Below are 20,561 nucleotides of genomic sequence, written 5' to 3'. Positions count from 1 at the left end.
CACGGAAAACAACCCTCTTATCGGTCTCCCCAACCAGCACATCGTGGGCTTAACTTATGTGCCATGACCTCCCCCCGCTCCACTTATGGTGGCGGCTACTACTCCGCCTCCTTCAAGGAGACCCCGATCTACGACTCGCTCGTCGCCGAGCGTGGCACTCCGCAGATCGCCCCGATCAGGGTCCCCGCCGCCTACGACACGGGCAGCAGCCTGCCCGCCCTGCCGTCGGCCCTGCCCGCCCTCCCGGCGGCCCCGTCCGCGCAGCAGCCCCCGGCCTACGGCTATCCGCAGGCGCCGCAGCCCGCGCCGCTCCAGCAGGCGCCCACGGCGTACATCCCGCAGCAGGCGAGCGCCCCGCGCGGCTATCCCGGCCCGCAGGCCCCGCAGCAGCAGCGGCCGATGGCGGGGGGCAACGGGTACGAGGCGATGCGCCCGGCCGCACCGCGCCCCGCCCCGGCTCCCTACCAGGACCCGTACAACAACCAGCAGCAGTACCGCGGTTACTGACGGCACCCCGGCTGTCGGTGCCGCCTGGCACGATGGACGGCATGGGAAACGCCGTAGTGCAGTCGATCCACGTCCATCCGGTCAAGGCGCTCCGGGGCGTATCGCCCCGGACGGCCGTGGTGGAGCCCTGGGGCCTGGCCGGTGACCGGCGCTGGACATTGATCGACGACGGGGGAACGGTCGTCACACAGCGCGAGTCGCCGCGCCTGGCGCTGGCCGCCGCCGAGCCTCTGGCCGGCGGCGGCATTCGTCTGTCCGCGCCCGGCCGGCAGCCGCTGACGGTCGAGGTGCCTGAGCCTTCCGGGACCGTCCTGGTGGACGTGTTCCGCACGAAGGTGGAGGCGGTCCCGGCCGCCGCAGCGGCGCACGATTGGTTCAGCGCCTATCTGGGGAGCGAAGTCCGCCTGGTCCACATGGACGATCCGGCCGTCCGCCGCCCGGTCGACCCGGGGTACGCCCTGCCCGGCGAGACGGTGAGCTTCGCCGACGGCTTCCCCCTGCTGGTCACCACGGCGGCCTCACTGAAGGCGCTGAACTCCCTGATAGCCGACGGGCCGCACGCCCACGAGGGCCCGCTGCCCATGAACCGGTTCCGCCCCAACCTCGTCGTCGCCGGCACCGAGCCCTGGGCGGAGGACGACTGGGTCCGGATCTCCGTCGGCGACGTGGTCTTCCGGGCCGCCAAGCCGAGCGCGCGGTGCGTGGTGACCACCACCGACCAGGACACCGCCGCACGCGGCCGGGAGCCCCTGTACACGCTGGCGCGCCACCGCAGGAGAGGCGGGAAGGTGCTGTTCGGGCTGAACCTCGTACCCGTCACGCCCGGCACCGTCGGCGTCGGCGACCCGGTGCGGGTGCTGGAGCACGCCTCGGACTCGGCCCGGGCGGCGGAGGGACGATGATCCGCCGGCGCGGGAACCGGGGCCGTGCGCCGGTCGTTGAGGGGGCGTGAGAAATTCATGAGAGACCGCGTACATCGCAGGTCACGGCGCTGGTGATGCCGCCCGGTCCGGGTCCGGGCGGGCACCGCCGCCGGGGGTGGTGACGGACCGGAAGGGGGGACGTGCGGGCACTCTCTGGGCTGTGGCGCTGGCGGCACAACCCGCTGCGCCGCGCGACCGATCTGGCCGAGGCGTGGCTGGCCCTCGTCGCGCTGCTGCTGATCGCCGTGGCCGCGCCCGTGACGGGCTGGCTGACCGGGCGAGCCGCCCAGGACTCGCTCCAGCGGTCCGCGCGGCAGCAGCAGCTCACGCGCCATCTCGTGACGGCCACCGTGGTGAGGGAGCTGGGCGGCACGCTGCCGGAGGCCGACCCGGAGTCGACCTCCGCGCGCGAGAGCCACAGCCGGGTCCTGGCGTACTGGCGGGCACCGGACGGCACCCGGCGGCACGGCCCGGTCCTCTCGGACCTGAAGTCCCCGCACCGGGGCGACCACTTCAGGCTGTGGACCGACCCGCGGGGCCGGACGACGACCCGCCCGCTGGACTCCGCCACGGCGACGACGCACGCCGCGCTCGCGGGGCTCGGCGCGGCCCTGCTGACCGCGGCCCTGGTCGAGACCGGCCGGCGGGTGACCGTATGGCGCCTGGTCCGGCGGCGGTACGCGCGCTGGGACCGGGCGTGGGAGCGGGCCGGCCCGGACTGGGGCAAGGCGGACACCAGCAGCTGACGGCCTCGAGGCTCCGGTCAACCGGGCGTATCCGCACGCGCTACGGTGGACCGGCCGGAGCGCCGCCGGCGACGCCCCTGGGTGCGTGACCCCCGGGGCGGGGGGACCGGGGCGCGCACGCGCTCACGCCCGCGGGCCGGGCACGAGAGCGGTCCGGCAGCGGCGGCCGCGCCCCGACGGGCGGCGGGCCATGAGGACGACAGGGTGGGGGCACGGCAACGCCATGGCACAGGGCACGGTCCAGGTGACGCACACCGGTACATCGCGGTGGCGGCGCCGCACGGGTGAGTACGCGTCGCTGGCCGCCGCCCTCGAGGCCGCCGCCGACGGCGACGTCCTCACCATCGCCCCCGGCACCTACCGGGAGAACCTCGTCGTGCACCGCGCGGTGACGCTGCGCGGGTCCGAGGGCTCGGCCGGTGCGGTGCGGATCGCGCCCGTGGACGGGGTGCCGCTCACCGTGCGGGCCTCGGCGGTGGTGCGGGACGTGCATGTGGAGGGCCAGGACGCGGCGGTGCCGGCGCTGCTGGTCGAGGAGGGCACCCCCGAGCTGGCGGACGTGCGGATCGTCACCCGGTCCGCCGTCGGCATCGAGGTGCGCGGCGGCGCCCGCCCGACCGTGCGCCGGTGCACCGTCGACAACCCGGCCGGCGTCGGCATCGCCGTACTCGACGCGGGCGGCGGGGTGTTCGAGGACTGCGAGGTCCTCGCGGCCGGGCAGGCGGGCGTGGCCGTCCGCGGCGGGGCCCGGCCGCGGCTGGAGCGCTGCCGGGTGCACCACGCCTCCGGCACCGGCCTCACCGTGACCGGGGAGAACACCGCGCTGGAGGCGGTGGGCTGCGAGATGTACGAGGTGCGGGGCGCGGGCGTGCAGGTCACCCAGCGGGCCACCGCGCATCTGACCGACTGCGAGGTGCACCGCACCACCGCCGACGGCATCACCCTGGACACCGACGCGGTGCTCACGCTCGCCGACTGCCGGCTGCACGACATCCCGGAGAACGCGGTCGACCTGCGCTCCCGCTCGGTCCTCACGCTGACCCGGACGACGGTGCGCCGGTTCGGGCGCAACGGCCTGTCGGTGTGGGACCCGGGCACGCGGGTGGACGCCAACCAGTGCGAGATCGCCGACAGCACCGGCGACTATCCGGCGGTGTGGGTGAGCGACGGTGCCACCGCGGTGCTCGACTCCTGCCGGGTGCACGACGTGCCGGACGCGCTGTTCGTCCTGGACCGCGGCTCGCGCGCGGACGTCGTCGACAGCGACCTGTCCCAGGTGCGCAACACGGCCGTGTCGGTGAGCGACGGGGCGACCGCGCAGCTGGACGACTGCCGGATCCGGGAGGCGGCCACCGGCGCCTGGTTCCGCGACCACGGCAGCGGCGGCACGCTGAACAACTGCACCGTGGACGACACCCAGACCGGGGTGATCGTCACCAAGGGCGCGGACCCGGTCATCGAGCGCTGCACGGTCGGCTCCCCCGCCGAGGCGGGTTTCTACGTCTCCGCGGGCGGCCGGGGCAGCTTCCTGAACTGCCGGGTCACCGGCAGCGGGGGTTACGGCTTCCATGTGATCGACGGCAGCCGTACGACGCTGCGCAAGTGCCGTACGGAACGCTGCGCGCGCGGCGGTTACGAGTTCGCCGACGGCGGGCCGGACGCGGCCCTCGGGACGGGTCCGGTCGTGGAGGACTGCACCAGCGACGAGAGCTCCGCCGCCCGGACGCCCGCGGTGCGGGAGCCGGCCGTGCAGACGGTGACGCAGACCCCGGGCCTGCTGGGCGCCCTGCCCGGGCAGCGGGCGGCGGAGCAGGAGCCGCCCGGCCCCGCCGCGGAGCCGGCCGGGCCGCGGCGGACGTCGCAGGACGTGCTCGGCGCGCTCGACGCGCTGGTGGGACTGGAGAGCGTCAAGCGCGAGGTGCGGGCGCTGACCGACATGATCGAGGTCGGCCGGCGCCGGCGGCGGGCGGGGCTGAAGGCGGCCTCGGTCAAGCGGCACCTGGTCTTCACCGGCTCCCCCGGCACCGGCAAGACCACGGTCGCCCGGCTGTACGGCGAGATCCTCGCCTCGCTCGGCGTGCTGGAGAAGGGCCACCTGGTGGAGGTGTCCCGGGTCGATCTGGTCGGCGAGCACATCGGCTCCACGGCGATCCGCACCCAGGAGGCCTTCGAACGGGCGCGTGGCGGTGTGCTGTTCATCGACGAGGCGTACGCGCTGTCCCCGGAGGACGCCGGGCGGGACTTCGGTAAGGAGGCCATCGACACCCTGGTGAAGCTGATGGAGGACCACCGGGAGGAGGTGGTGGTGATCGTCGCCGGGTACACCGCGGAGATGGAGCGCTTCCTCACCGTCAACCCGGGCGTGGCCTCCCGCTTCTCCCGGACCATCACCTTCGGCGACTACGGCCCGGAGGAACTGCTGCGGATCGTGCGGCAGCAGGCGGACGAGCACGAGTACCGGCTGGCGCCGGGCGCCTCCGAGGCGCTGCTGGCGTACTTCGCGGCGATCCCGAAGGGCCCGGCGTTCGGCAACGGCCGTACCGCCCGGCAGACGTTCGAGGCGATGGTGGAGCGGCACGCGAGCCGGGTGGCCCAGCTCCCCGACCCGACCACCGACGACCTGACCCTGCTGTACGCGGAGGATCTGCCCGAACTGCCGTGAGCGGCCGTGCCGGTCGCCCCCGGGAGTGCTACAGGTTGTCTCCCCAGCCGGACTGGATCATGGTCTGGAAGGCCCACCTCCCGTCCCGCTTGAGCAGGATGTCGGCGTACCTCAGGCGCTGGGAGTGGCCGTCGGCGGTCATGGTCGAGTCCGTGAAGACGACGGCCATCGAGGAGGACAGGAACACCGGGGTCCGGGTGGACTCGAAGGTGATGTCCTGGTCCCCGTCGCCCATCACCTGGGTCATGGTGGCGACGAACCGGTCCCGGTCCCACTGGGCCGAGCGGCCGTCGCCCTTGGAGTCGTCGCTGACGAGGTTGAGCGGGAACACCGCCATGTCCGCCATGCGCCGGACGTCGCGCCGGCCGCTCGCCGCGTCGTACTCGGCGAACCACGCGTCAAGGCTCGCGCGGTCCTCGGCGGTCGGGGTGTATCCGGTGTCGGGCAGGAAGGTCATGCGGGCTCCTTCGACGGTGGCGGAACGCCAGCTAATCAAGTTTGACTAGCCGAGAAGCACGGAGAGTACACCTCACCGCGCCGGTGATCAAACTTGATTAGTGAGGACGGTCAGGAGGGGTCCGGGCGGACCGGGTCCGGGCGTTGGGCCGGGAGGCCGGGCAGGAGGCGGGTCAGCAGCCGCGCTCGTTCGCGGGTGAAGGCGGGGTCCGACGGATAGTCGGAGTGGCCGAGGATCGGGGCCGGGAGCGGGTGGTCGAGGGTGCGGCCGTAGGCGCGGGGATCCGGCAGCGGCTCGTGGTCGACTTCCGGGGCGGTGCCGGCGGTGTCGGCGGGGATGCGGACCGGGCCGCCGATGGGGTCGGTACGGCGGTAGAGGTTGCGCCAGCAGGCGATGTCGCGGTGCAGCGCGGCGAGGGCCGGCGGGCCGAAGTGGGCCGGGAACCAGCGGCCGTACAGGCGCTCCAGCGGGGAGCCGTAGGTGAGCAGGGCGACCCGGGTGCGGACCGACGGCGGGAGCTGCCAGGCCGCCGCGGCGGCGAGGACGCTGCCCTGGGAGTGCCCGGACAGCACCAGCCGGCCGCCGGTGCGCCGGGTCCAGGTGACCATGCGCCAGGTCAGGTCCGGCACGGCGCGCTCGGCGTAGCAGGGCGGGGCGAAGGGGTGGGCGGCGCGCGGCCAGAACGTGCCGACGTCCCACAGGATGCCGATGGTGCGCCGGGCCGAGGCGTCCTTGTAGGCGCGCCTGCCCCAGGTCACGAAGAGCACGAAGCCGAGGCCGACCAGCCAGGAGCCCAGCGCCTGGGAGGTCTCGGCCACGGCCTGGACGAGGTGCGGGGTGCGGTGGGCCGCGCCCTCGGGGGTCTTCCCGGTGGCCGTGGCACCGGCCAGTGCCACCGCGCCCAGCAGCAGGGTGCCGGCGGTGAGGACGGCGACGACGAGCGGAACGCTGTCGGTCAGCGCGGCCATGGCACGGGCGTGCGCGATGGCGCGGGTGCGGGGCGGGTCCTCGGGTTCGCCGGGGTACTCGCCGCGCAGGCGGGCGCGTTCGGCGCGGGCGAGCCGGGCGGTGCGCATCGCGAGGGCGGCGGCCAGGAGCAGCAGCACCGCGATGAGCGGCGGGATGACGGAGGCCTGCCAGGTCAGCAGGGCGGGTGGACCGGCGAGCAGGGCCCGGGTGCCGTCCAGCCAGTCGGCGACGCGCTGGGCGACCCCGCCGGAGATCACTCCGCCCAGCGCGCAGGCGAGCAGGGCGACGGCGGGCCCGCCGAGGCCCCGCATCCCGGTGCGCGGGTCGGGCCGGCGCCGGTACAGGAGCCGGGCCGCCACCGCGAGCGCGATGATGACGAGGCCCTGGACCAGCATGAGGACGCCGAAGGCCGGAACGCCCGGCAGCCGCCCGGCGGACTGCCAGCCGGGCCGGGACCACCCGGCGTACAGCAGGGCGAGCAGCAGCAGGGCGAGCGCGCCGAGCGGCAGGCAGCGGTCCAGGTGCCGGTCGAGACGCCGGTCGAGACGGCGCTCGCTGCGGCCCCGGCGGCAGACCACCACGGCCACCGTGACCGCCCCGGCGGCCAAGGCGGCGATCAGGGCCCAGCCGAGGACGTCCAAGGCCCCCGGGCCGCCGGGCCCGCGGTCGAAGCGGGCGGCAGGGACGGTGACGGCCGCGGCCACCGTGAGCAGACCGGCCGCGGTGTGCGCGGCACGCAGCCGGGCGACCAGCCGGCGCCCGTACCAGAAGCCGGGCCGGGCCAGCGCGCTGCCCCTCGGGTCCGGCCGGGCGCCGCCCTCCGGCTCGGTGACGTCGGCTTCCGGCGCTGTGGCGTCCGGCGGTGTGGCGTCGGCGTCCGGCTCGGGGTCCGGGGACAGCGGCCGGTGGGACTCGTAGGCGCTCCAGGTGCGGTGCGAGAGGTACCAGAGCAGGCCGGTCAGCGCGGTCGGCACCGCGGCGGCCAGGGCCAGCCTGCGGCCGGGCGCGCTCCACCAGCCGCCGGCCCCGGCGGGCGCCCCGGGGCCGGCGGGAGCGAGGAAGCCCAGCCAGGAGTGGCGGCGTACGCACGCGGGGGCGCTCGCGCACTGCCAGGCCACCAGGTCCAGGGCGACCTCGCAGACGGCGGCGACCAGCAGCACCGTCAGGGTGAGGGCGGTGAGCCGGACCAGGAGGCCGTAGAGCCGCACGGTGCGCGGCCGGCCGGTCGCGGCGGGGCGCATCCAGTGGGCGAGGTTGACGACCATGAACGGCAGCAACAACAGCCACAGGGCGCGGCTGCCGTCGCCGGAGGTGAGGTTGCACCAGACGTACGCCTCCCGGACCGGCCCGCCGCGCGGGCCCCGGCCGTCCGGGGCGGAACCGGCGGGCCCGCCCTCCCCGGCCTCCCCGGTGTCCTCGACGTCCTCGGTGCGCCGGAAGACGGCGGCCGTGTCGTCGCCGGAGACCCGGACCGTGCGCGGATCGCCGAGCATCGCCTCGGGTGTGGTGCCGCCGACCCCGTGCACCAGCAGTTCCAGGTCGGTGTCCGGCTCCGCCGGCCGTCGCGCCGGCCACTCCGCCGCGCGGTCCTCGTACTCCCCCAAGGGCGGGCTCCCCGAGGGGAGGCTCCCTAAGGGCGGCCCCCCTGGGGCCCGGTCGTCATACCGGCCCGGTGCCGGGCCCTCGTACCGCTCGGCCGTCTGCTCCGCGGACCGGTCCTGCGCGCGTTCCATCGTTCGCACATCCCCCGTGACGCCTGACGTCTGTGTCGTGCGCGCCTCCAGGATGGCCGGTCCGGCCGCCGTGTACACCTCTCGTCACCGAATCTCCCCGAACCGGGTCGCGCGGACACCTCCGGAGGTGGTGGCGCGACCGGAGCCGCCCCGTGAAAAGATGGGACGCCCGCGCACTGCCCGAACGGACGGAAGTCCAGGTCGCAGCCGGTGCGCCGGGCGTGTCGGACGGTTGGCGGCGAAAGGACCGGAGCGTACGTGAGCGAGAATCAGAACCTCCTCGCGGAGCAGCGCCGCGCCCTGATCCTGGACGAGGTCCGGCGTCGCGGCGGAGTACGGGTCAACGAGCTGACCCGCAAGCTCGGCGTCTCGGACATGACCGTGCGCCGCGACCTGGACGCGCTCGCCCGCCAGGGGATGCTGGAGAAGGTGCACGGCGGCGCGGTACCGGTGGTGGAGGCCAGTACGCACGAGCCGGGGTTCGAGGCGAAATCGGGGCTGGAGCCGACCGCCAAGGAGGACATCGCGCGCGCCGCGGCCCGGCTGGTCGGCCCGGGGGCGGCGATCGCCCTGTCCGGCGGTACGACGACCTACGCGCTGGCCCGGCAGCTGCTGGAGGTGCCCGACCTGACCGTGGTGACGAACTCGGTGCGGGTCGCGGACGTCTTCCACGTCGCGCAGCGCACCTCGGGGCAGCGGCAGGGGTCGGCCACGGTGGTGCTGACCGGCGGGGTGCGCACCCCGTCGGACTCGCTGGTGGGGCCGGTGGCCGACCAGGCGATCGCCGCGCTCCACTTCGATCTGCTGTTCCTCGGTGTGCACGGCATATCGCCGGAAGCGGGGCTGTCCACGCCGAATCTCGCGGAGGCCGAGACCAACCGGCGTCTGGTGCACTCCGCGCGCCGGGTCGTGGTGGTCGCCGACCACACCAAGTGGGGCACGGTGGGCCTGAGTTCCTTCGCCACGCTGGACCAGGTGGACACGCTGGTGACCGACGCGGGCCTGCCCGCCGAGGCGCGCGCGGAGATCTCCGAGCACCTGCGGGTGATCGTGGCGGGCGAGCCGGAGGAAGAGGCCGTGGAGGCCTGACGGCTCCTGTCTTACGGGTTTTCCCGCACGGGTCCTGCCTCAGGGTTTTCCCGTGCTGGTTCTGCCTTACGGGACCTGCCTCAGCGGCCTTCCCGTACTGGTCCTGCCTGACGGGTCCTGCCTGACGGTCCCCATCCGGAGGGCCTTCGGCTATGGTGTGCTGGCTCTGGCCGTCGATCGCCCCACGGGGGCAGCACAAGGGGGTTCGCGCCCATGGCTCGTCGGCTGCGCCCGGTGGGTCCCGACTTCGTCGGGACCGCGCCCGTACGACTGGCCTTCGACCGGGAGATGTCCGCCGCCCCGGAACAGGTCTTCCACGCGCTCGCCGCGGACGTCTCCGGCTGGCCGCGGTGGTTCTCGGCGGTGACGTTCGCCCGGGCCACGGACGGCGGCGCCGGGCGGGAGATCCGGCTCCGGGGCGGGACGCGGTTCGAGGAGACGGTGCTCGTGGCACGGGACCCGGAGGTGTACGCCTACCGCGTCGATGTCACCAACGCGCCGGGCGCCCGGGCCCTGGTCGAGGAGTGGCGGCTGGCTCCCCATGGCACCGGCACCCGGGTGCGGTGGACCTTCGCCGCCGACGGGCCCGCGCCGTTCCGGTTCCTTCTCGGGGTGGCCCGGCCGGGTCTCGGGCGTGCCTTCCGGGACGCGGTGAGGGCCTTGGACCGACGGCTGGCGACGCGCTGACCCACACTGAACGCCAGACCACCGGGCGGCGGATCACCGGGCGGCGGAGGCGGCGCCGTCAGTCCGGCCACACCCCCGTCGCCATGAACGACCCGATCGCCGCCGCGTACGGCGCGATGTCCAGGCCCTGGGCCGCGAGCCACGCGTCCGAGTAGTACTTGTCGAGGTACCGGTCCCCCGGGTCGCACAGCAGGGTGACGACACTGCCGGTACGGCCCTCGGCCACCATCTCGGCGACGATCTTCAGCGCGCTCCACAGCCCGGTGCCCGTGGAGCCGCCCGCCCTGCGGCCGATGGCGCCCTCCAGCGCCCGTACGGCGGCGACGCTCGCCGCGTCCGGGACCTTCATCATCCGGTCGATCGCGCCGGGCACGAAGCTCGGCTCCACGCGGGGCCTGCCGATGCCCTCGATCCGGGAGCCGCAGTCGCAGGTGACGTCCGGGTCGCCGGTGGTCCAGCCCTCGAAGAAACAGGAGTTGTCCGGGTCGGCGACACAGATCCGGGTGTCGTACTGCATGTAGTGGACGTAGCGGGCGAGGGTCGCGGAGGTGCCGCCGGTGCCCGCCGTGGCCACGATCCAGGCCGGCTCCGGGAACCGCTCCAGGCGCAGCTGGCGGAAGATGGATTCGGCGATGTTGTTGTTGCCGCGCCAGTCGGTGGCCCGCTCGGCGTACGTGAACTGGTCCATGTAGTGGCCGCCGGTCTCCGCCGCCAGGCGGGCGGACTCCTCGTACATCTTCCGGGAGTCGTCCACGAAGTGGCACCGCCCGCCGTGGAACTCGATGAGCCGGCACTTCTCGGCACTGGTCGTGCGCGGCATGACGGCGATGAAGGGCACGCCGATCAGCTTCGCGAAGTATGCCTCCGAGACCGCCGTGGAGCCGCTGGACGCCTCGATCACCGGGCGGCCCGGGCGGATCCAGCCGTTGCACAGGCCGTAGAGGAACAGCGAGCGGGCCAGCCGGTGCTTGAGGCTGCCGGTGGGGTGGGTGGACTCGTCCTTCAGATAGAGGTCGATCCCCCACCGCTCGGGCAGCGGGAAGCGCAGCAGGTGGGTGTCCGCCGAGCGGTTGGCGTCGGCCTGGACCTTGCGGACGGCTTCCTTGAGCCAGTCACGGTAGGCGGGGTCGGTGCGGTCGACGTCGAGGGTGGCGCCGGGGGTGGTCTGGGGCGGGATGCTCACGGCGGGGCTCCTTGCACTCGTCGCCGACGGCGCCTGGCGCGGGCCGGCAGATCGAGCATAGGCGTCTTTCAACACCCTCCCCACCTGCATAAACGCATCTTTGGGCGGCTCCAAGGCAGGCTGGGGCACAGGCGTGCGACCCCGGCCGGGGCGCATGGGTGCGCGTGCTCCGGGTGACTCGCTCACGCGCCCCCGCGCGCACTGGTGCTCCTCGCCCGGCCGAGGCAGACTGCACGCGACGGGACGGTCCGTTCCGGACGGGGGCGCACGAGAAACCGACGAACCAGGGATTCACGCACCCAGGGAAGAGCGCGAGGGGGGCCGACATGACCGAGCCGGAGTTCCGGGCCACAGGCGTGCGGATCGGCAAGGGCCTGCGTTCGCTCACCCGGGCCGGGCAGGTCCGGATCAGCGACGGCAGGCTCCAGTTGCTCACCAGCTACGGCAGCGAGATAGACAGCGCGCCGGTGCAGGCGGTGCGCGCCTCCAAGCCGTGGTTCGCTCCGGACGACCGGGCGCTGGCCGACCTGAACGGCACGCGGTATCTGCTGACACTGGGCGAGCGCGACCCGGCGCCGGGCCGGCCGGGGCCGCCCGCCGCCCGGCGGTTCATCGAGGCGGTCCGCCGTGCCGCAGGGCGCGGCGGCTGAGCGGAGCGGGACGCGGCGACCGGCGAGCCGGGCCGCGCGCCCGTGCGCGGCGCGCGGTCGCGGCGAGTTGCGGGAGCGCGTGCGCTGCGTCACTCTGGTCTCACGTCACTCTGGGTTTACCGGCGATAACGCTGCGAACCAGCCCGCCGGCCACGACAGCAGGCGGACGTTTGGACGCAAGCACCCTGCTGGATCCGTTGTTCTCCGTGTTCTTCCGGTTCCTCCGGACCTCACATCGGGGAGTCGCAGCCGTGACCAGTCATCCAAGCAGGCACTGCACGGTGGAGCTCCAAGCCCTGCCGTCGCGGATCGGCCAGGTCCGCAGAATCGTATCTGCGCAGTTGCGCTACTGGCATCTCGACCCATTGATCGACCGGGCCGCGCTCGGTGTGACGGAGCTGCTCAGCAACGTCCACCGGCACGCCAGGCCCGACAAGTCGTGCACCGTGGAGCTGGAGTTGCTGCCGGACCGGCTCACGGTCTCGGTGCGCGACCACGACCCGCGCCTCCCGGTGCCGGCCGACACCACGGACGCGGCGGACACCACCCCCCTGGCCACCTGCGGGCGGGGGCTGGCGATGGTGGCCGCGGTGAGCGAGAGCTGGGGCGCGCGGCCGGACGGGGAGAACGGCAAGGTCGTGTGGTTCACCCTGCCGGCCACGGCGGCGGCCCACAGCCATCCGGCATGGTCGCCCCAGGACACGTCCCGGCCGGCCCCGGCACCCGCCACGGCGGCGGTCGCGGGCGGGATCTCGGCTCCGCCGGGAGCCGGGGCGGCGGCGGGAGGCGCTCCCGCCGTCCCGATGGAGGTGGCGGCGGCCGCGGCCCCCGTGGCCACCCCCGTGGCCGCCGCGGTGGCGAGCGCGGGGGCCGACGGTGGCGCGGCGCCGGGCGGAGCGGTCGGCTACGGCGGACGGTGACGCGGCGGGAGCGGCCCGGGCACCTTGTACCGGGGCGCTCCCGCCGCGTTCGCCGGGTACTCATGGCACGGACTCGCGGACCGGGAACGGCCTGACCGGCTGACGGACGGACTGACGGCTTGGTGAACTGGCGGACTGTAACTACTAGTATGTAAAGTGCTCTCATGAGCACCTCGGAACGACTGATCGAGTCCACCCGTGAGCTGCTGTGGGAGCGCGGGTACGTGGGCACCAGCCCGAAGGCGATCCTGGAGCGGTCGGGAGCGGGCCAGGGCAGCATGTACCACCACTTCAAGGGCAAGCCGGATCTCGCCCTGGCGGCGATCCGGCGTACCGCCGCCGAACTGCGGGCCACCGCCGAGGCCCTGCTCGGCGGACCGGGCACGCCCTACGAGCGGATCGAGGCGTATCTGCTGCGTGAGCGCGATGTGCTGCGGGGCTGCCCGGTCGGCCGGCTGACCATGGATCCGGACGTGATCGCGAGCGACGAACTGCGCGCGCCGGTGGACGAGACGATCGCCGCGATCCGGGACCGGATCGCCGAGCTCGTCGAAGAGGGCAAGCGGCAGGGGCAGTTCGCGCCCGAGCTGGACGGCGCGGAGATCGGCGCGGCCGTGCTCGCGACCGTGCAGGGCGGCTATGTGCTCGCCCGTGCCTCCGGCTCCCCCGCCGCCTTCGACGCCGGCGTGCGCGGCCTGCTCGCACTGCTCGCGCCCCGGACTCACGGAAACCACTGAGACTCTCGGGCCCGCCGGACTCCCCGAACTCCCCGGCCCCCGAGCCCGCCCGGCTTCCCGAAGCCACCGGACCCTCCGGGCTCACCCGGACTTCCCGACTTCCCGAACTCCCCGACAGGAGAACCGAGTCACGTGCACATCACCAGACGCCGGCCCGACACCCAGCAGGGTCCGGCGGAGAACTTCACCGGTGCTGTCTGGCTGGACGAGATAGCCGCCCCCGCCGCCCCGTCCCGGCTGCGCATGTTCAACGTCCACTTCGCGCCGGGCGCGCACACGGCCTGGCACACGCATCCGCACGGGCAGGTGCTGCACGTCCTGGAGGGCGAGGGCCTGGTGGGGCGCGCGGACGGCGAGGTGGAGGAGATCCGCACCGGCGACACGGTGTGGATCGAGCCGGGCGAACGGCACTGGCACGGCGCCGGGCCCCGCACCTTCATGACCCACCTCGCGGTCGTGGAGGCCGCCGAGGACGGCACGACGGCCGAGTGGCACGCGCACGTGTCCGGCTACCCCGCCTGAGAAGGGAAGCACGAAGTGCACGCGATGCAGTACGAGTTCACCTTGCCCGCCGACTACGACATGGGGCTCGTCCGCTCCCGGGTCGCCCGCGTCGGGCATGTGCTGGACGACTGGGACGGCCTGGGCATCAAGACGTACGTGATGCGCGAGCGCGGGGTGAACGGCTCACCGGTGAACCAGTACGGGCCGTTCTACCTGTGGAACACCATGGAGGGCATGAACAGGTTTCTGTGGGATGGGGCCTTCCAGGGGCCGGTCGACGACTTCGGCCGGCCGGCGGTCCGGCAGTGGACCGGCCTGGCCTTCGAGGAGGGCACCGCGACCGCCTCCGCGCCGGCGTACGCCGTGCGTCGGCGCCAACCGGTGCCGGAGGGCGTGGAGTTGGCGTCGTTCATGGCGGACGCGGTGGCCGACACGGGGAGGCTGGCGGCCGAGGACGGTGCGGTGCTCGCGGCGGCGGCCGTGGACACGCGTGCCTGGGAGATCGTGCACTTCTCCCTCTGGGCGCATGACGGCCCCAAGGCGGAAGGGGACCTCTTCGAGGTGCTGCACCTGTCCGCGCCCGGCCGGGACCGGCTCCCGCGCGGACGGCACTGGTGACGCTCGTCCGTACGGTCCTCGGCGACATCCGCCCCGACGAGCTGGGCGTCTGCGACGCGCACGACCATCTCTTCCTGCGCAGCCCGCGGTTGCCCGGGCAGGAGCTGGACGACGTCCCGGCCGCGCGGGCCGAGCTGGCGGCCTTCCGCGCGGCGGGCGGTGCGGCCGTAGCGCAGTGGACGCCGTACGGCATGGGCCGGCGGGTGGCGGACCTGCCGGCGCTGTCCCGGGCGACCGGGGTGCGGATCGTCTGCGCCACCGGACTGCACCAGGCGGTGCACTACGACCCGGAGGTGCTGGAGGAGCTGAGCGGTGGCCGGCTCGCCGGACTGTTCGTGACCGAGCTGACCGAGGGCATCGGCACGACCGGTGTGCGGGCCGGGCTGATCAAGGTGGCCGGTGGTTTCCACGGGCTCGACGCGCACGCCCGCTGGACCATGACGGCGGCGGCCGAGGCGCACCACGCCACCGGCGCGCCCATCGCCGTGCACCTGGAGCAGGGCACCGGCGCGCTGGACGTACTGGACCTGCTGTGCGGGGAGTTGGGGGTGTCCGGGGAGCGGGTGATCCTGGGGCACCTGAACCGCTCCCCCGATCCGGTGGCGCACCGGCAGGCCGCCGCGTCGGGCTGCTGGCTGGCCTTCGACGGGCCGTCGCACGCCCACCACGCCACCGACTGGCGGATGCCGGAGGCGGTACGGGCCCTGGCGGAGGCGGGGTTCGGGGACCGGTTGCTGCTCGGCGGGGACACGGTGACGGCCGGCGCCCGTTCGGTCGACGGCGGGCCCGGGATGCCGTATCTGCTGCGCCGGGTGCGGCAGCGGCTGGCGGAGGAGGTCGGCGCCGAGCTGGTGGAGCGCGTCCTGACCGAGCATCCGGGGCGGGCGTTCGCGACCCGCTGGGCCTGAGCGGAACGTGGCCCGATCCTGCGGATCTCTGTCCCGCCGGTCGGTTCCGCCGTCGGCCGGGGCCCGGAGGATGAGAGCCGACGACCACCGACCGCTGCCCGGAGGACGACAGATCATGGCCCTGGAGATGCGCACCCGCTGCGAGCGCTGTGAGACCGCCCCGCTGCCACCGGACGGACCGGCCCGCGTCTGCTCGTACGAGTGCACGTTCTGCGAGGCGTGCGGAGCGGCCCTGGGCCAGGTCTGCCCCAACTGCGGGGGCGAACTCGTGCCGAGGCCGCGCCGCGCGGCCCCGGCCCCGGCCGCGGTTCCCACGGGCCGGGTCGGGATCATCGGGGTGGGCGAGATCGGCCGCGCGCTCGTGGACGGCCTGTGCGGCGGCGCCGGGCGGCCGCCGGAGATCCTCCTCTCGCCGCGCGGGGCGGATACGGCGGCCGAGCTGGCCCGGCGGTACCCGAACGTGCGGGTGTGCGCCGGCAACCAGGACGTGGTGGACGGCTCCGACGTGGTGATCCTCGCGGTCCGCCCGCAGGACCGCGCCGAGGCCCTCGCCGGGCTCCGGGTCGGCGGCGACCGCGTCGTGGTCAGCCTGATGGCCGGGGTCGGGATCGACGAGCTGCGCCGGACGCTTCGCACCGAAGTCCCCCTGGTGCGGGCCATCCCGCTGCCCGCCGTGCGCGCACGGCGTTCCGTGACCGTGACCTACCCCGCGCACCCGGTCGTGGACGCCCTCTTCGACGGCCTCGGCGGGGCGCTGCCCGTCGCGGACGAAGCCCGCTTCGGCGTCTTCTCCGCCCTGACGGCCACACTGACCAGCCACTACTGGTACCTGGCCACGCTCACCGCCTGGGCCGCGCGGCAGGGCGTGCCCGCCGAGGCCGCGGACCGCTACGTCCGCGGCCTGTTCCAGGGCGTCGCACGCTCCCTGGGCGACGGCACCCGCTCCCTGCGCCAACTCGCCGGCGACCACGAGACGCCGAACGGCAGCAACGAGCGCATCCGCACCACCTGGTTCGACGCCGCCAACGCCGAGTCCCTGACCGGGGCCCTCGACGCGCTCCTCGCCGATCTGCGGCGGTCCAGCTGACCGGCGTACCGGGCTCAGGCCCCGGCCAGCGCCCCCAGCGGATCGTCCAGGACCGGCTGCCAGGCCAGTTCCGCGGCGCCGACCAGGCTGCTGTGGTCCAGGGTGCACGGCAGGATGGGGACGCCGCCGCTCTGGCCCCACAGGCTGCGGTCCGCGACCACCGCGCGCAGCCGGCCCGGGTCGGCCGCCAGCAGGGTACCGTGCAGGCCGCCGAGGACGATGCGGTCCGGGTTCAGGATGTTGACCAGGCCGGCCAGGCCGAGGCCGAGGCGGTCGATGAGGGCCTCGGCCGCCCTGCGGACGGCCGGGTCGTCGTACCGGGTGCGCAGCAGGTCGTCGGCCTGCCGCAGCAGCGACAGCTCGGGGCCGGGCGCGCGGCCGGCCTCCACCAGCAGGGCCAGCGGGTCGGCCTCCACGTCCAGGCAGCCGCGGCCGCCGCAGTGGCAGGGGCGGCCCTCCGGGTTGACCGTGAGATGGCCGACCTCCAGCGCGAGGCCCGAACTGCCGGTGTGCAGGCGGCCGTCCAGCACGAGCGCGCCGCCGACCCCGCGGTGCCCGGTGGCCACGCACAGCAGGTCCCGCGCGCCCCGTCCGGCGCCGTGCCGGTGTTCGGCGAGCGCGACCAGGTTGACGTCGTTGCCCGTGAAGGCGGGCCCGTCGATGCCGGCGGCGCGCACGCACTCCGCGAAGATCCGCCGGACGGGCGCGCCGACGGGCCAGGCCAGGTGCAGTGGGTTCAGGGCCAGGCCGTCGGGTTCGGCGACGGCGGACGGCACGGCGAGTCCGGCGCCGACACAGCGCCGGCCGGTCTGGTGCAGCAGCTCCGCGCCCGCCTCCACGACGCTGGCGAGCACCTTGGCCGGGTCGGCGTCGACGGTCTCGCAGCCGGGCGCGGTCGCCACGATCCGCCCGCCGAGTCCGACCAGCGCGGCCCGGAAGCCGTCGGCGTGGATCTGTGCGGCGAGGGCCACCGGCCCGTCCTCGGCGACCTCCAGCCGGTGCGAGGGGCGGCCCTGGGAGCCGGCCGCGGAGCCGGGCCGGGCGTCGACCCGGATCAGGCCGAGCGCCTCCAGTTCGGCGGCCACCGCGCCGGCCGTCGCCCGGGTGACGCCGAGTTCGGCGGTGAGCACGGCCCGGGTCGGCGCCCGTCCCGTGTGCACCAGCTCCAGCGCGGGTCCGAGGGCGCCGCGCCCCCGGTCCAGCCGCGCCCTCGAGGTGGTCCTCTCCCCCGCTGTCCGGGGATCCGCCTTGCCGTTCATGAGGGCGAGTCTCCCATGATCTCCGCCCTGGGTGACCGGTGCCGGCGGCTACCGGCCGCTCACCCGCAGGGTGATGTTCAGCCGGCCGGAAAGGCCCAGCCAGTCCGGGGCCGTGCCCGGGTGGACGCGCGGCACGCCGTGATACGCGAGCCGGGAGGGGCCGCCGAAGACGAACAGGTCGCCGCCGCGCAGCTCCACGTCGGTGTACGGCTTGCCGCGCGTCGCGGCGTTGCCGAAGCGGAAGACGCAGGTGTCGCCGAGGCTGAGGGAGACCACCGGCGCGTCCGTCCGCTCGTCGGCGTCGCGGTGCATGCCCATGCGGGCGTCGGCGTCATAGAAGTTGATCAGCGCGATGTCGTACGGCGCGGCCGGTACGGCGTCCGGGCCGAGCGCGTCGGTCACCGCGCGGCGGCCCAGCTCGTCGAGCCAGTCCGGGAACGGCTTGACCGGGGCGCCGTCGCCGTCCACGGCGGTGCGGGCGTAGGCGTACGGGTACCAGTGCCAGCCCAGGCAGACCTGGCGGGCGGTCATCGTGCCGCCGCCCGGGGTGCGGACCGTGCGCAGCCCGGCGGGGGGCCGGGCCCAGTCCCGGCAGGCGGCGAGCAGGGCGCGCTGCCGTTCGGGTGCCAGCCAGTCCGGGACGTGCACGGCGCCCGGCGCGACCCGTGTGCGCTCCCTCGGGAAGAGCTCGTCCTCCATGCCCCCATCCTGCCGCACGGGCCCTGAGCTGCGGCTCGGCTAGCCTGGACGCACGATGAGCGACCGTATGACGACACCGTGGGGCGAGGTCGAGCTGACCCGTTTCCCCGAGGATCCGCGCGACCGGCTGCGTGCCTGGGACGCCTCCGACGCGTACCTGCTGCGCCATCTCGCCGAGGAGGAGGTGCCGCTCACCGGCACGGTCGTGGTGGTCGGGGACCGCTGGGGCGCGCTGGTCACCGCGCTGGCCGGGCACCGGCCGACGCAGATCACCGACTCCTTCCTCGGCCAGGAGGCGACCCGGGCGAATCTGGCGCGGGCCGGTGTGGAGCCGGGCGCCGTGAGGCTGCTCACCACGCAGGACCCGCCTCCGGAGCGGGTGGACGTGCTGCTGGTGCGGGTGCCCAAGAGCCTGGCGCTGCTGGAGGACCAGTTGCTGCGGCTGGCGCCGGCCGTGCACGCGGACACGGTGGTGATCGGCACCGGCATGGTGAAGGAGATCCACACCTCGACGCTCCGATTGTTCGAGCGGATCCTCGGGCCGACCCGGACCTCGCTGGCCCGGCAGAAGGCCCGGCTGATCTTCTGCACCCCCGATCCGGCGCTGGAGCGGCCCGCGAACCCGTGGCCGTACGGCTACGCCCTGCCGGACGGTGTGGGTGTGGTGTCGGGGCGCCCGGTGGTCAACCACGCGGGTGTCTTCTGCGCCGACCGGCTGGACATCGGCACCCGCTTCTTCCTGCGGCACCTGCCCGGTCCCGGCGCGGGGCGCGTGGTGGACCTCGGCTGCGGCAACGGCGTGGTGGGTACGGCGGTGGCGCTGGCCGATCCGACGGCCGAGGTGCTGTTCGTGGACGAGTCCTTCCAGGCGGTGGCGTCGGCGGAGGCTACGTACAAGGCGAACGGGGTGCCGGGACACGCCGAGTTCCGGGTCGGGGACGGGCTGGCCGGAGTCGCCTCGGGCAGTGTGGACCTGGTGCTGAACAACCCGCCGTTCCACACCCATCAGGCGACCACGGACGCGACGGCCTGGCGGATGTTCACCGGGGCGAAGCGCGCGCTGCGGCCGGGCGGTGAGCTGTGGGTGATCGGCAACCGGCACCTCGGCTACCACCTGAAGCTGAAGCGGTTGTTCGGCAACAGCGAGACGGTGGCGTCGGATCCGAAGTTCGTGGTGTTGCGGGCGGTCAAGAAGGGTTAGGCGGTCCGGCCGGGGGCCGCGCCGCCCGGCCCGGCCGGGGCGCCGGTCCCCGGCCGGTGCCGGTCAGTCGCGGCCGGTACCGCCAGTCGCCACCGGTGCCGGTCAGTCGCCGTCGGTGCCGGTCCCTCGCCGCCGGTGCCGTTCACTCGCCGTCGGTGCGGGACAGGACCCCGATGATGCGGCGCACTTCGCGGGCCATCGCCTCCCGGCCCACGCCGAGGTAGGCGCGGGAGTCGACGGCCTCGGGGCGGGCGGCGAGGAAGTCCCTGATGGCGCCGGTCATGGCCACGTTGAGCGCGGTGCCGACATTGACCTTGGCGATGCCTTCGCCGACCGCCGCGACCAGGTGCCCGTCCTGCACGCCGCTGGAGCCGTGCAGGACGAGCGGCACGCCCAGCGCGGCGGACAGCCGGGTGAGCAGGGCATGGTCGAGGACGGCAGTGCGGCTGGTCATGGCGTGCGCGCTGCCGATGGCGACGGCCAGGGCGTCGACGCCGGTGCCGGCGACGAAGTCCCGCGCCCGGTCCGGGTCGGTGCGCGCGCCGGGCGCGTGGGCGTCCAGCGGGGGCCGGCCGTCCTTGCCGCCTATTTCTCCCAACTCGGCCTCGATCCACAGCCCTTGGGCGTGCGCCCAGTCGGCGGCGGCCCGGGTCGCGGCGAGGTTGTCGGCGTAGGACAGGCGGGCCGCGTCGTACATGACCGAGCCGAACCCGGCGTCGGGCGCCTGGCGGAGCAGGTCGTCGCTCTGTACGTGGTCCAGGTGCAACCCGACGGGTACGGCGGCCCGTTCGGCGGCGGTGACGGCGGCGCGGGCCAGCGGCAGGAGCCGTCCGTAGCGGTACTTCACGGCGTTCTCGCTGACTTGGAGGACGACAGGGGAACCGGCCGACTCGGCGCCGGCGATGACGGCCTCGATGTGTTCCAGGGTGATGACGTTGAACGCTGCGACGGCGGCGCGGGCCGCTGCGGCCCGGGTGACCAGCTCGCCGGTGGGCACGAGGGGCACGGGGGGTGTGTCCTTC

Annotated in this window: 20 protein-coding genes and 1 pseudogene; 15 read left to right on the top strand and 6 right to left on the bottom strand. The window is 74.7% G+C overall.

Going from position 1 to position 20,561, the window contains the following annotated elements; genetic code table 11:
* The first annotated feature begins 63 nt into the window (after nucleotides 1–63).
* The 4 genes from ACSURM_RS32055 to ACSURM_RS32040 all read left to right on the top strand — a co-directional run bounded on the left by ACSURM_RS32055 (nucleotide 64) and on the right by ACSURM_RS32040 (nucleotide 4,838).
* On the top strand, nucleotides 64–507 hold the full coding sequence (locus ACSURM_RS32055) for a DUF6643 family protein (RefSeq protein WP_436959252.1): 444 nt from the start codon (nucleotides 64–66) through the stop codon (nucleotides 505–507).
* A 41-nt stretch (nucleotides 508–548) separates the two neighbouring features.
* Entirely contained in the window at nucleotides 549–1,409 is an 861-nt protein-coding gene (locus ACSURM_RS32050; protein WP_436959251.1) for an MOSC domain-containing protein, read from the top strand.
* 161 nt (nucleotides 1,410–1,570) lie between these two features.
* Nucleotides 1,571–2,176 (top strand): Rv1733c family protein, encoded by a 606-nt coding sequence (locus ACSURM_RS32045; RefSeq protein WP_436959250.1) that lies wholly within the window; start codon nucleotides 1,571–1,573, stop codon nucleotides 2,174–2,176.
* 223 nt (nucleotides 2,177–2,399) lie between these two features.
* On the top strand, nucleotides 2,400–4,838 hold the full coding sequence (locus ACSURM_RS32040) for a right-handed parallel beta-helix repeat-containing protein (RefSeq protein ID WP_436961223.1): 2,439 nt from the start codon (nucleotides 2,400–2,402) through the stop codon (nucleotides 4,836–4,838).
* 28 nt (nucleotides 4,839–4,866) lie between these two features.
* Here the strand turns inward: ACSURM_RS32040 and ACSURM_RS32035 are convergent, their stop codons facing one another.
* Both ACSURM_RS32035 and ACSURM_RS32030 read right to left on the bottom strand, forming a co-directional pair.
* A complete protein-coding gene (locus ACSURM_RS32035) occupies nucleotides 4,867–5,295 on the bottom strand; it encodes a nuclear transport factor 2 family protein (protein WP_436959249.1) in 429 nt (142 codons plus the stop codon).
* A gap of 110 nt (nucleotides 5,296–5,405) precedes the next feature.
* Nucleotides 5,406–7,997 carry a hypothetical protein gene (locus ACSURM_RS32030; RefSeq protein ID WP_436959248.1) on the bottom strand — a complete coding sequence of 864 codons (2,592 nt, stop codon included), beginning with the start codon at nucleotides 7,995–7,997 and terminating at the stop codon, nucleotides 5,406–5,408.
* 258 nt (nucleotides 7,998–8,255) lie between these two features.
* Between ACSURM_RS32030 and ACSURM_RS32025 the strand changes: the two genes are divergently transcribed.
* Complete coding sequence (locus ACSURM_RS32025) at nucleotides 8,256–9,086, top strand: DeoR/GlpR family DNA-binding transcription regulator (protein WP_436959247.1); 831 nt, start codon at nucleotides 8,256–8,258, stop codon at nucleotides 9,084–9,086.
* 213 nt (nucleotides 9,087–9,299) lie between these two features.
* Nucleotides 9,300–9,773 (top strand): SRPBCC family protein, encoded by a 474-nt coding sequence (locus ACSURM_RS32020; protein WP_436959246.1) that lies wholly within the window; start codon nucleotides 9,300–9,302, stop codon nucleotides 9,771–9,773.
* A gap of 58 nt (nucleotides 9,774–9,831) precedes the next feature.
* Here the strand turns inward: ACSURM_RS32020 and ACSURM_RS32015 are convergent, their stop codons facing one another.
* Nucleotides 9,832–10,956 carry a PLP-dependent cysteine synthase family protein gene (locus ACSURM_RS32015; RefSeq protein WP_436959245.1) on the bottom strand — a complete coding sequence of 375 codons (1,125 nt, stop codon included), beginning with the start codon at nucleotides 10,954–10,956 and terminating at the stop codon, nucleotides 9,832–9,834.
* 326 nt (nucleotides 10,957–11,282) lie between these two features.
* Between ACSURM_RS32015 and ACSURM_RS32010 the strand changes: the two genes are divergently transcribed.
* The 8 genes and pseudogenes from ACSURM_RS32010 (at nucleotide 11,283) to ACSURM_RS31975 (ending at nucleotide 16,380) form a co-directional block, all read left to right on the top strand.
* A complete protein-coding gene (locus tag ACSURM_RS32010; protein WP_359050941.1) occupies nucleotides 11,283–11,606 on the top strand; it encodes a hypothetical protein in 324 nt (107 codons plus the stop codon).
* 251 nt (nucleotides 11,607–11,857) lie between these two features.
* On the top strand, nucleotides 11,858–12,526 hold the full coding sequence (locus tag ACSURM_RS32005; protein ID WP_436959244.1) for an ATP-binding protein: 669 nt from the start codon (nucleotides 11,858–11,860) through the stop codon (nucleotides 12,524–12,526).
* Nucleotides 12,527–12,690: 164 nt separating this feature from the next.
* Nucleotides 12,691–13,263, top strand: coding sequence for a TetR/AcrR family transcriptional regulator (locus ACSURM_RS32000; protein WP_189993317.1), 573 nt, complete (start codon nucleotides 12,691–12,693; stop codon nucleotides 13,261–13,263).
* Nucleotides 13,264–13,395: 132 nt separating this feature from the next.
* Nucleotides 13,396–13,785 (top strand): (R)-mandelonitrile lyase, encoded by a 390-nt coding sequence (locus ACSURM_RS31995; RefSeq protein WP_436959243.1) that lies wholly within the window; start codon nucleotides 13,396–13,398, stop codon nucleotides 13,783–13,785.
* Nucleotides 13,786–13,800: 15 nt separating this feature from the next.
* Entirely contained in the window at nucleotides 13,801–14,385 is a 585-nt protein-coding gene (locus tag ACSURM_RS31990) for a DUF4865 family protein (protein ID WP_436959242.1), read from the top strand.
* Nucleotides 14,382–15,293 carry a phosphotriesterase family protein gene (locus ACSURM_RS31985; protein ID WP_436959241.1) on the top strand — a complete coding sequence of 304 codons (912 nt, stop codon included), beginning with the start codon at nucleotides 14,382–14,384 and terminating at the stop codon, nucleotides 15,291–15,293. Before ACSURM_RS31990 ends, ACSURM_RS31985 begins: the two co-directional genes overlap by 4 nt.
* A gap of 115 nt (nucleotides 15,294–15,408) precedes the next feature.
* A pseudogene (locus ACSURM_RS31980) lies at nucleotides 15,409–15,591 on the top strand (DUF1272 domain-containing protein); the annotation flags it as partial.
* A gap of 30 nt (nucleotides 15,592–15,621) precedes the next feature.
* Nucleotides 15,622–16,380 (top strand): NAD(P)-binding domain-containing protein, encoded by a 759-nt coding sequence (locus tag ACSURM_RS31975; protein WP_436961222.1) that lies wholly within the window; start codon nucleotides 15,622–15,624, stop codon nucleotides 16,378–16,380.
* A gap of 14 nt (nucleotides 16,381–16,394) precedes the next feature.
* Here ACSURM_RS31975 and ACSURM_RS31970 read toward each other — a convergent pair whose 3' ends face one another.
* Nucleotides 16,395–17,639, bottom strand: a complete 1,245-nt coding sequence (locus ACSURM_RS31970; protein ID WP_436959240.1) for an ROK family protein — start codon at nucleotides 17,637–17,639, stop codon at nucleotides 16,395–16,397.
* Nucleotides 17,640–17,687: 48 nt separating this feature from the next.
* Nucleotides 17,688–18,338, bottom strand: coding sequence for an alpha-ketoglutarate-dependent dioxygenase AlkB family protein (locus ACSURM_RS31965; RefSeq protein WP_436959239.1), 651 nt, complete (start codon nucleotides 18,336–18,338; stop codon nucleotides 17,688–17,690).
* A gap of 67 nt (nucleotides 18,339–18,405) precedes the next feature.
* On the opposite strand from ACSURM_RS31965, the gene ACSURM_RS31960 reads away from it, so the two are divergent.
* Nucleotides 18,406–19,539, top strand: a complete 1,134-nt coding sequence (locus ACSURM_RS31960; RefSeq protein WP_436959238.1) for a methyltransferase — start codon at nucleotides 18,406–18,408, stop codon at nucleotides 19,537–19,539.
* Between the two features lie 142 nt (nucleotides 19,540–19,681).
* Here ACSURM_RS31960 and ACSURM_RS31955 read toward each other — a convergent pair whose 3' ends face one another.
* Nucleotides 19,682–20,545: a class II fructose-bisphosphate aldolase gene (locus ACSURM_RS31955; protein WP_436959237.1), complete on the bottom strand. Its 864-nt coding sequence runs from the start codon at nucleotides 20,543–20,545 to the stop codon at nucleotides 19,682–19,684.
* Between the last annotated feature and the right edge of the window lie 16 nt (nucleotides 20,546–20,561).

Origin of the sequence: Streptomyces sp. SudanB182_2057, from assembly GCF_964272715.1 — a bacterium.
Lineage (GTDB): Bacteria > Actinomycetota > Actinomycetes > Streptomycetales > Streptomycetaceae > Streptomyces > Streptomyces rubradiris.
The sequence above is the reverse complement of the archived record's forward strand: the minus strand, read 5'-3'. Positions and strand labels throughout refer to the sequence as shown.

Coding starts and splice junctions, on each gene's coding strand:
- ACSURM_RS32055 (WP_436959252.1), top strand. CDS start 64: ATGACCTCCCCCCGCTCCACTTATGGTGGCGGCTACTACTCCGCCTCC.
- ACSURM_RS32050 (WP_436959251.1), top strand. CDS start 549: ATGGGAAACGCCGTAGTGCAGTCGATCCACGTCCATCCGGTCAAGGCG.
- ACSURM_RS32040 (WP_436961223.1), top strand. CDS start 2,400: ATGGCACAGGGCACGGTCCAGGTGACGCACACCGGTACATCGCGGTGG.
- ACSURM_RS32035 (WP_436959249.1), bottom strand. CDS start 5,295: ATGACCTTCCTGCCCGACACCGGATACACCCCGACCGCCGAGGACCGC.
- ACSURM_RS32030 (WP_436959248.1), bottom strand. CDS start 7,997: ATGGAACGCGCGCAGGACCGGTCCGCGGAGCAGACGGCCGAGCGGTAC.
- ACSURM_RS32020 (WP_436959246.1), top strand. CDS start 9,300: ATGGCTCGTCGGCTGCGCCCGGTGGGTCCCGACTTCGTCGGGACCGCG.
- ACSURM_RS32010 (WP_359050941.1), top strand. CDS start 11,283: ATGACCGAGCCGGAGTTCCGGGCCACAGGCGTGCGGATCGGCAAGGGC.
- ACSURM_RS32000 (WP_189993317.1), top strand. CDS start 12,691: ATGAGCACCTCGGAACGACTGATCGAGTCCACCCGTGAGCTGCTGTGG.
- ACSURM_RS31970 (WP_436959240.1), bottom strand. CDS start 17,639: ATGAACGGCAAGGCGGATCCCCGGACAGCGGGGGAGAGGACCACCTCG.
- ACSURM_RS31965 (WP_436959239.1), bottom strand. CDS start 18,338: ATGGAGGACGAGCTCTTCCCGAGGGAGCGCACACGGGTCGCGCCGGGC.
- ACSURM_RS31960 (WP_436959238.1), top strand. CDS start 18,406: ATGACGACACCGTGGGGCGAGGTCGAGCTGACCCGTTTCCCCGAGGAT.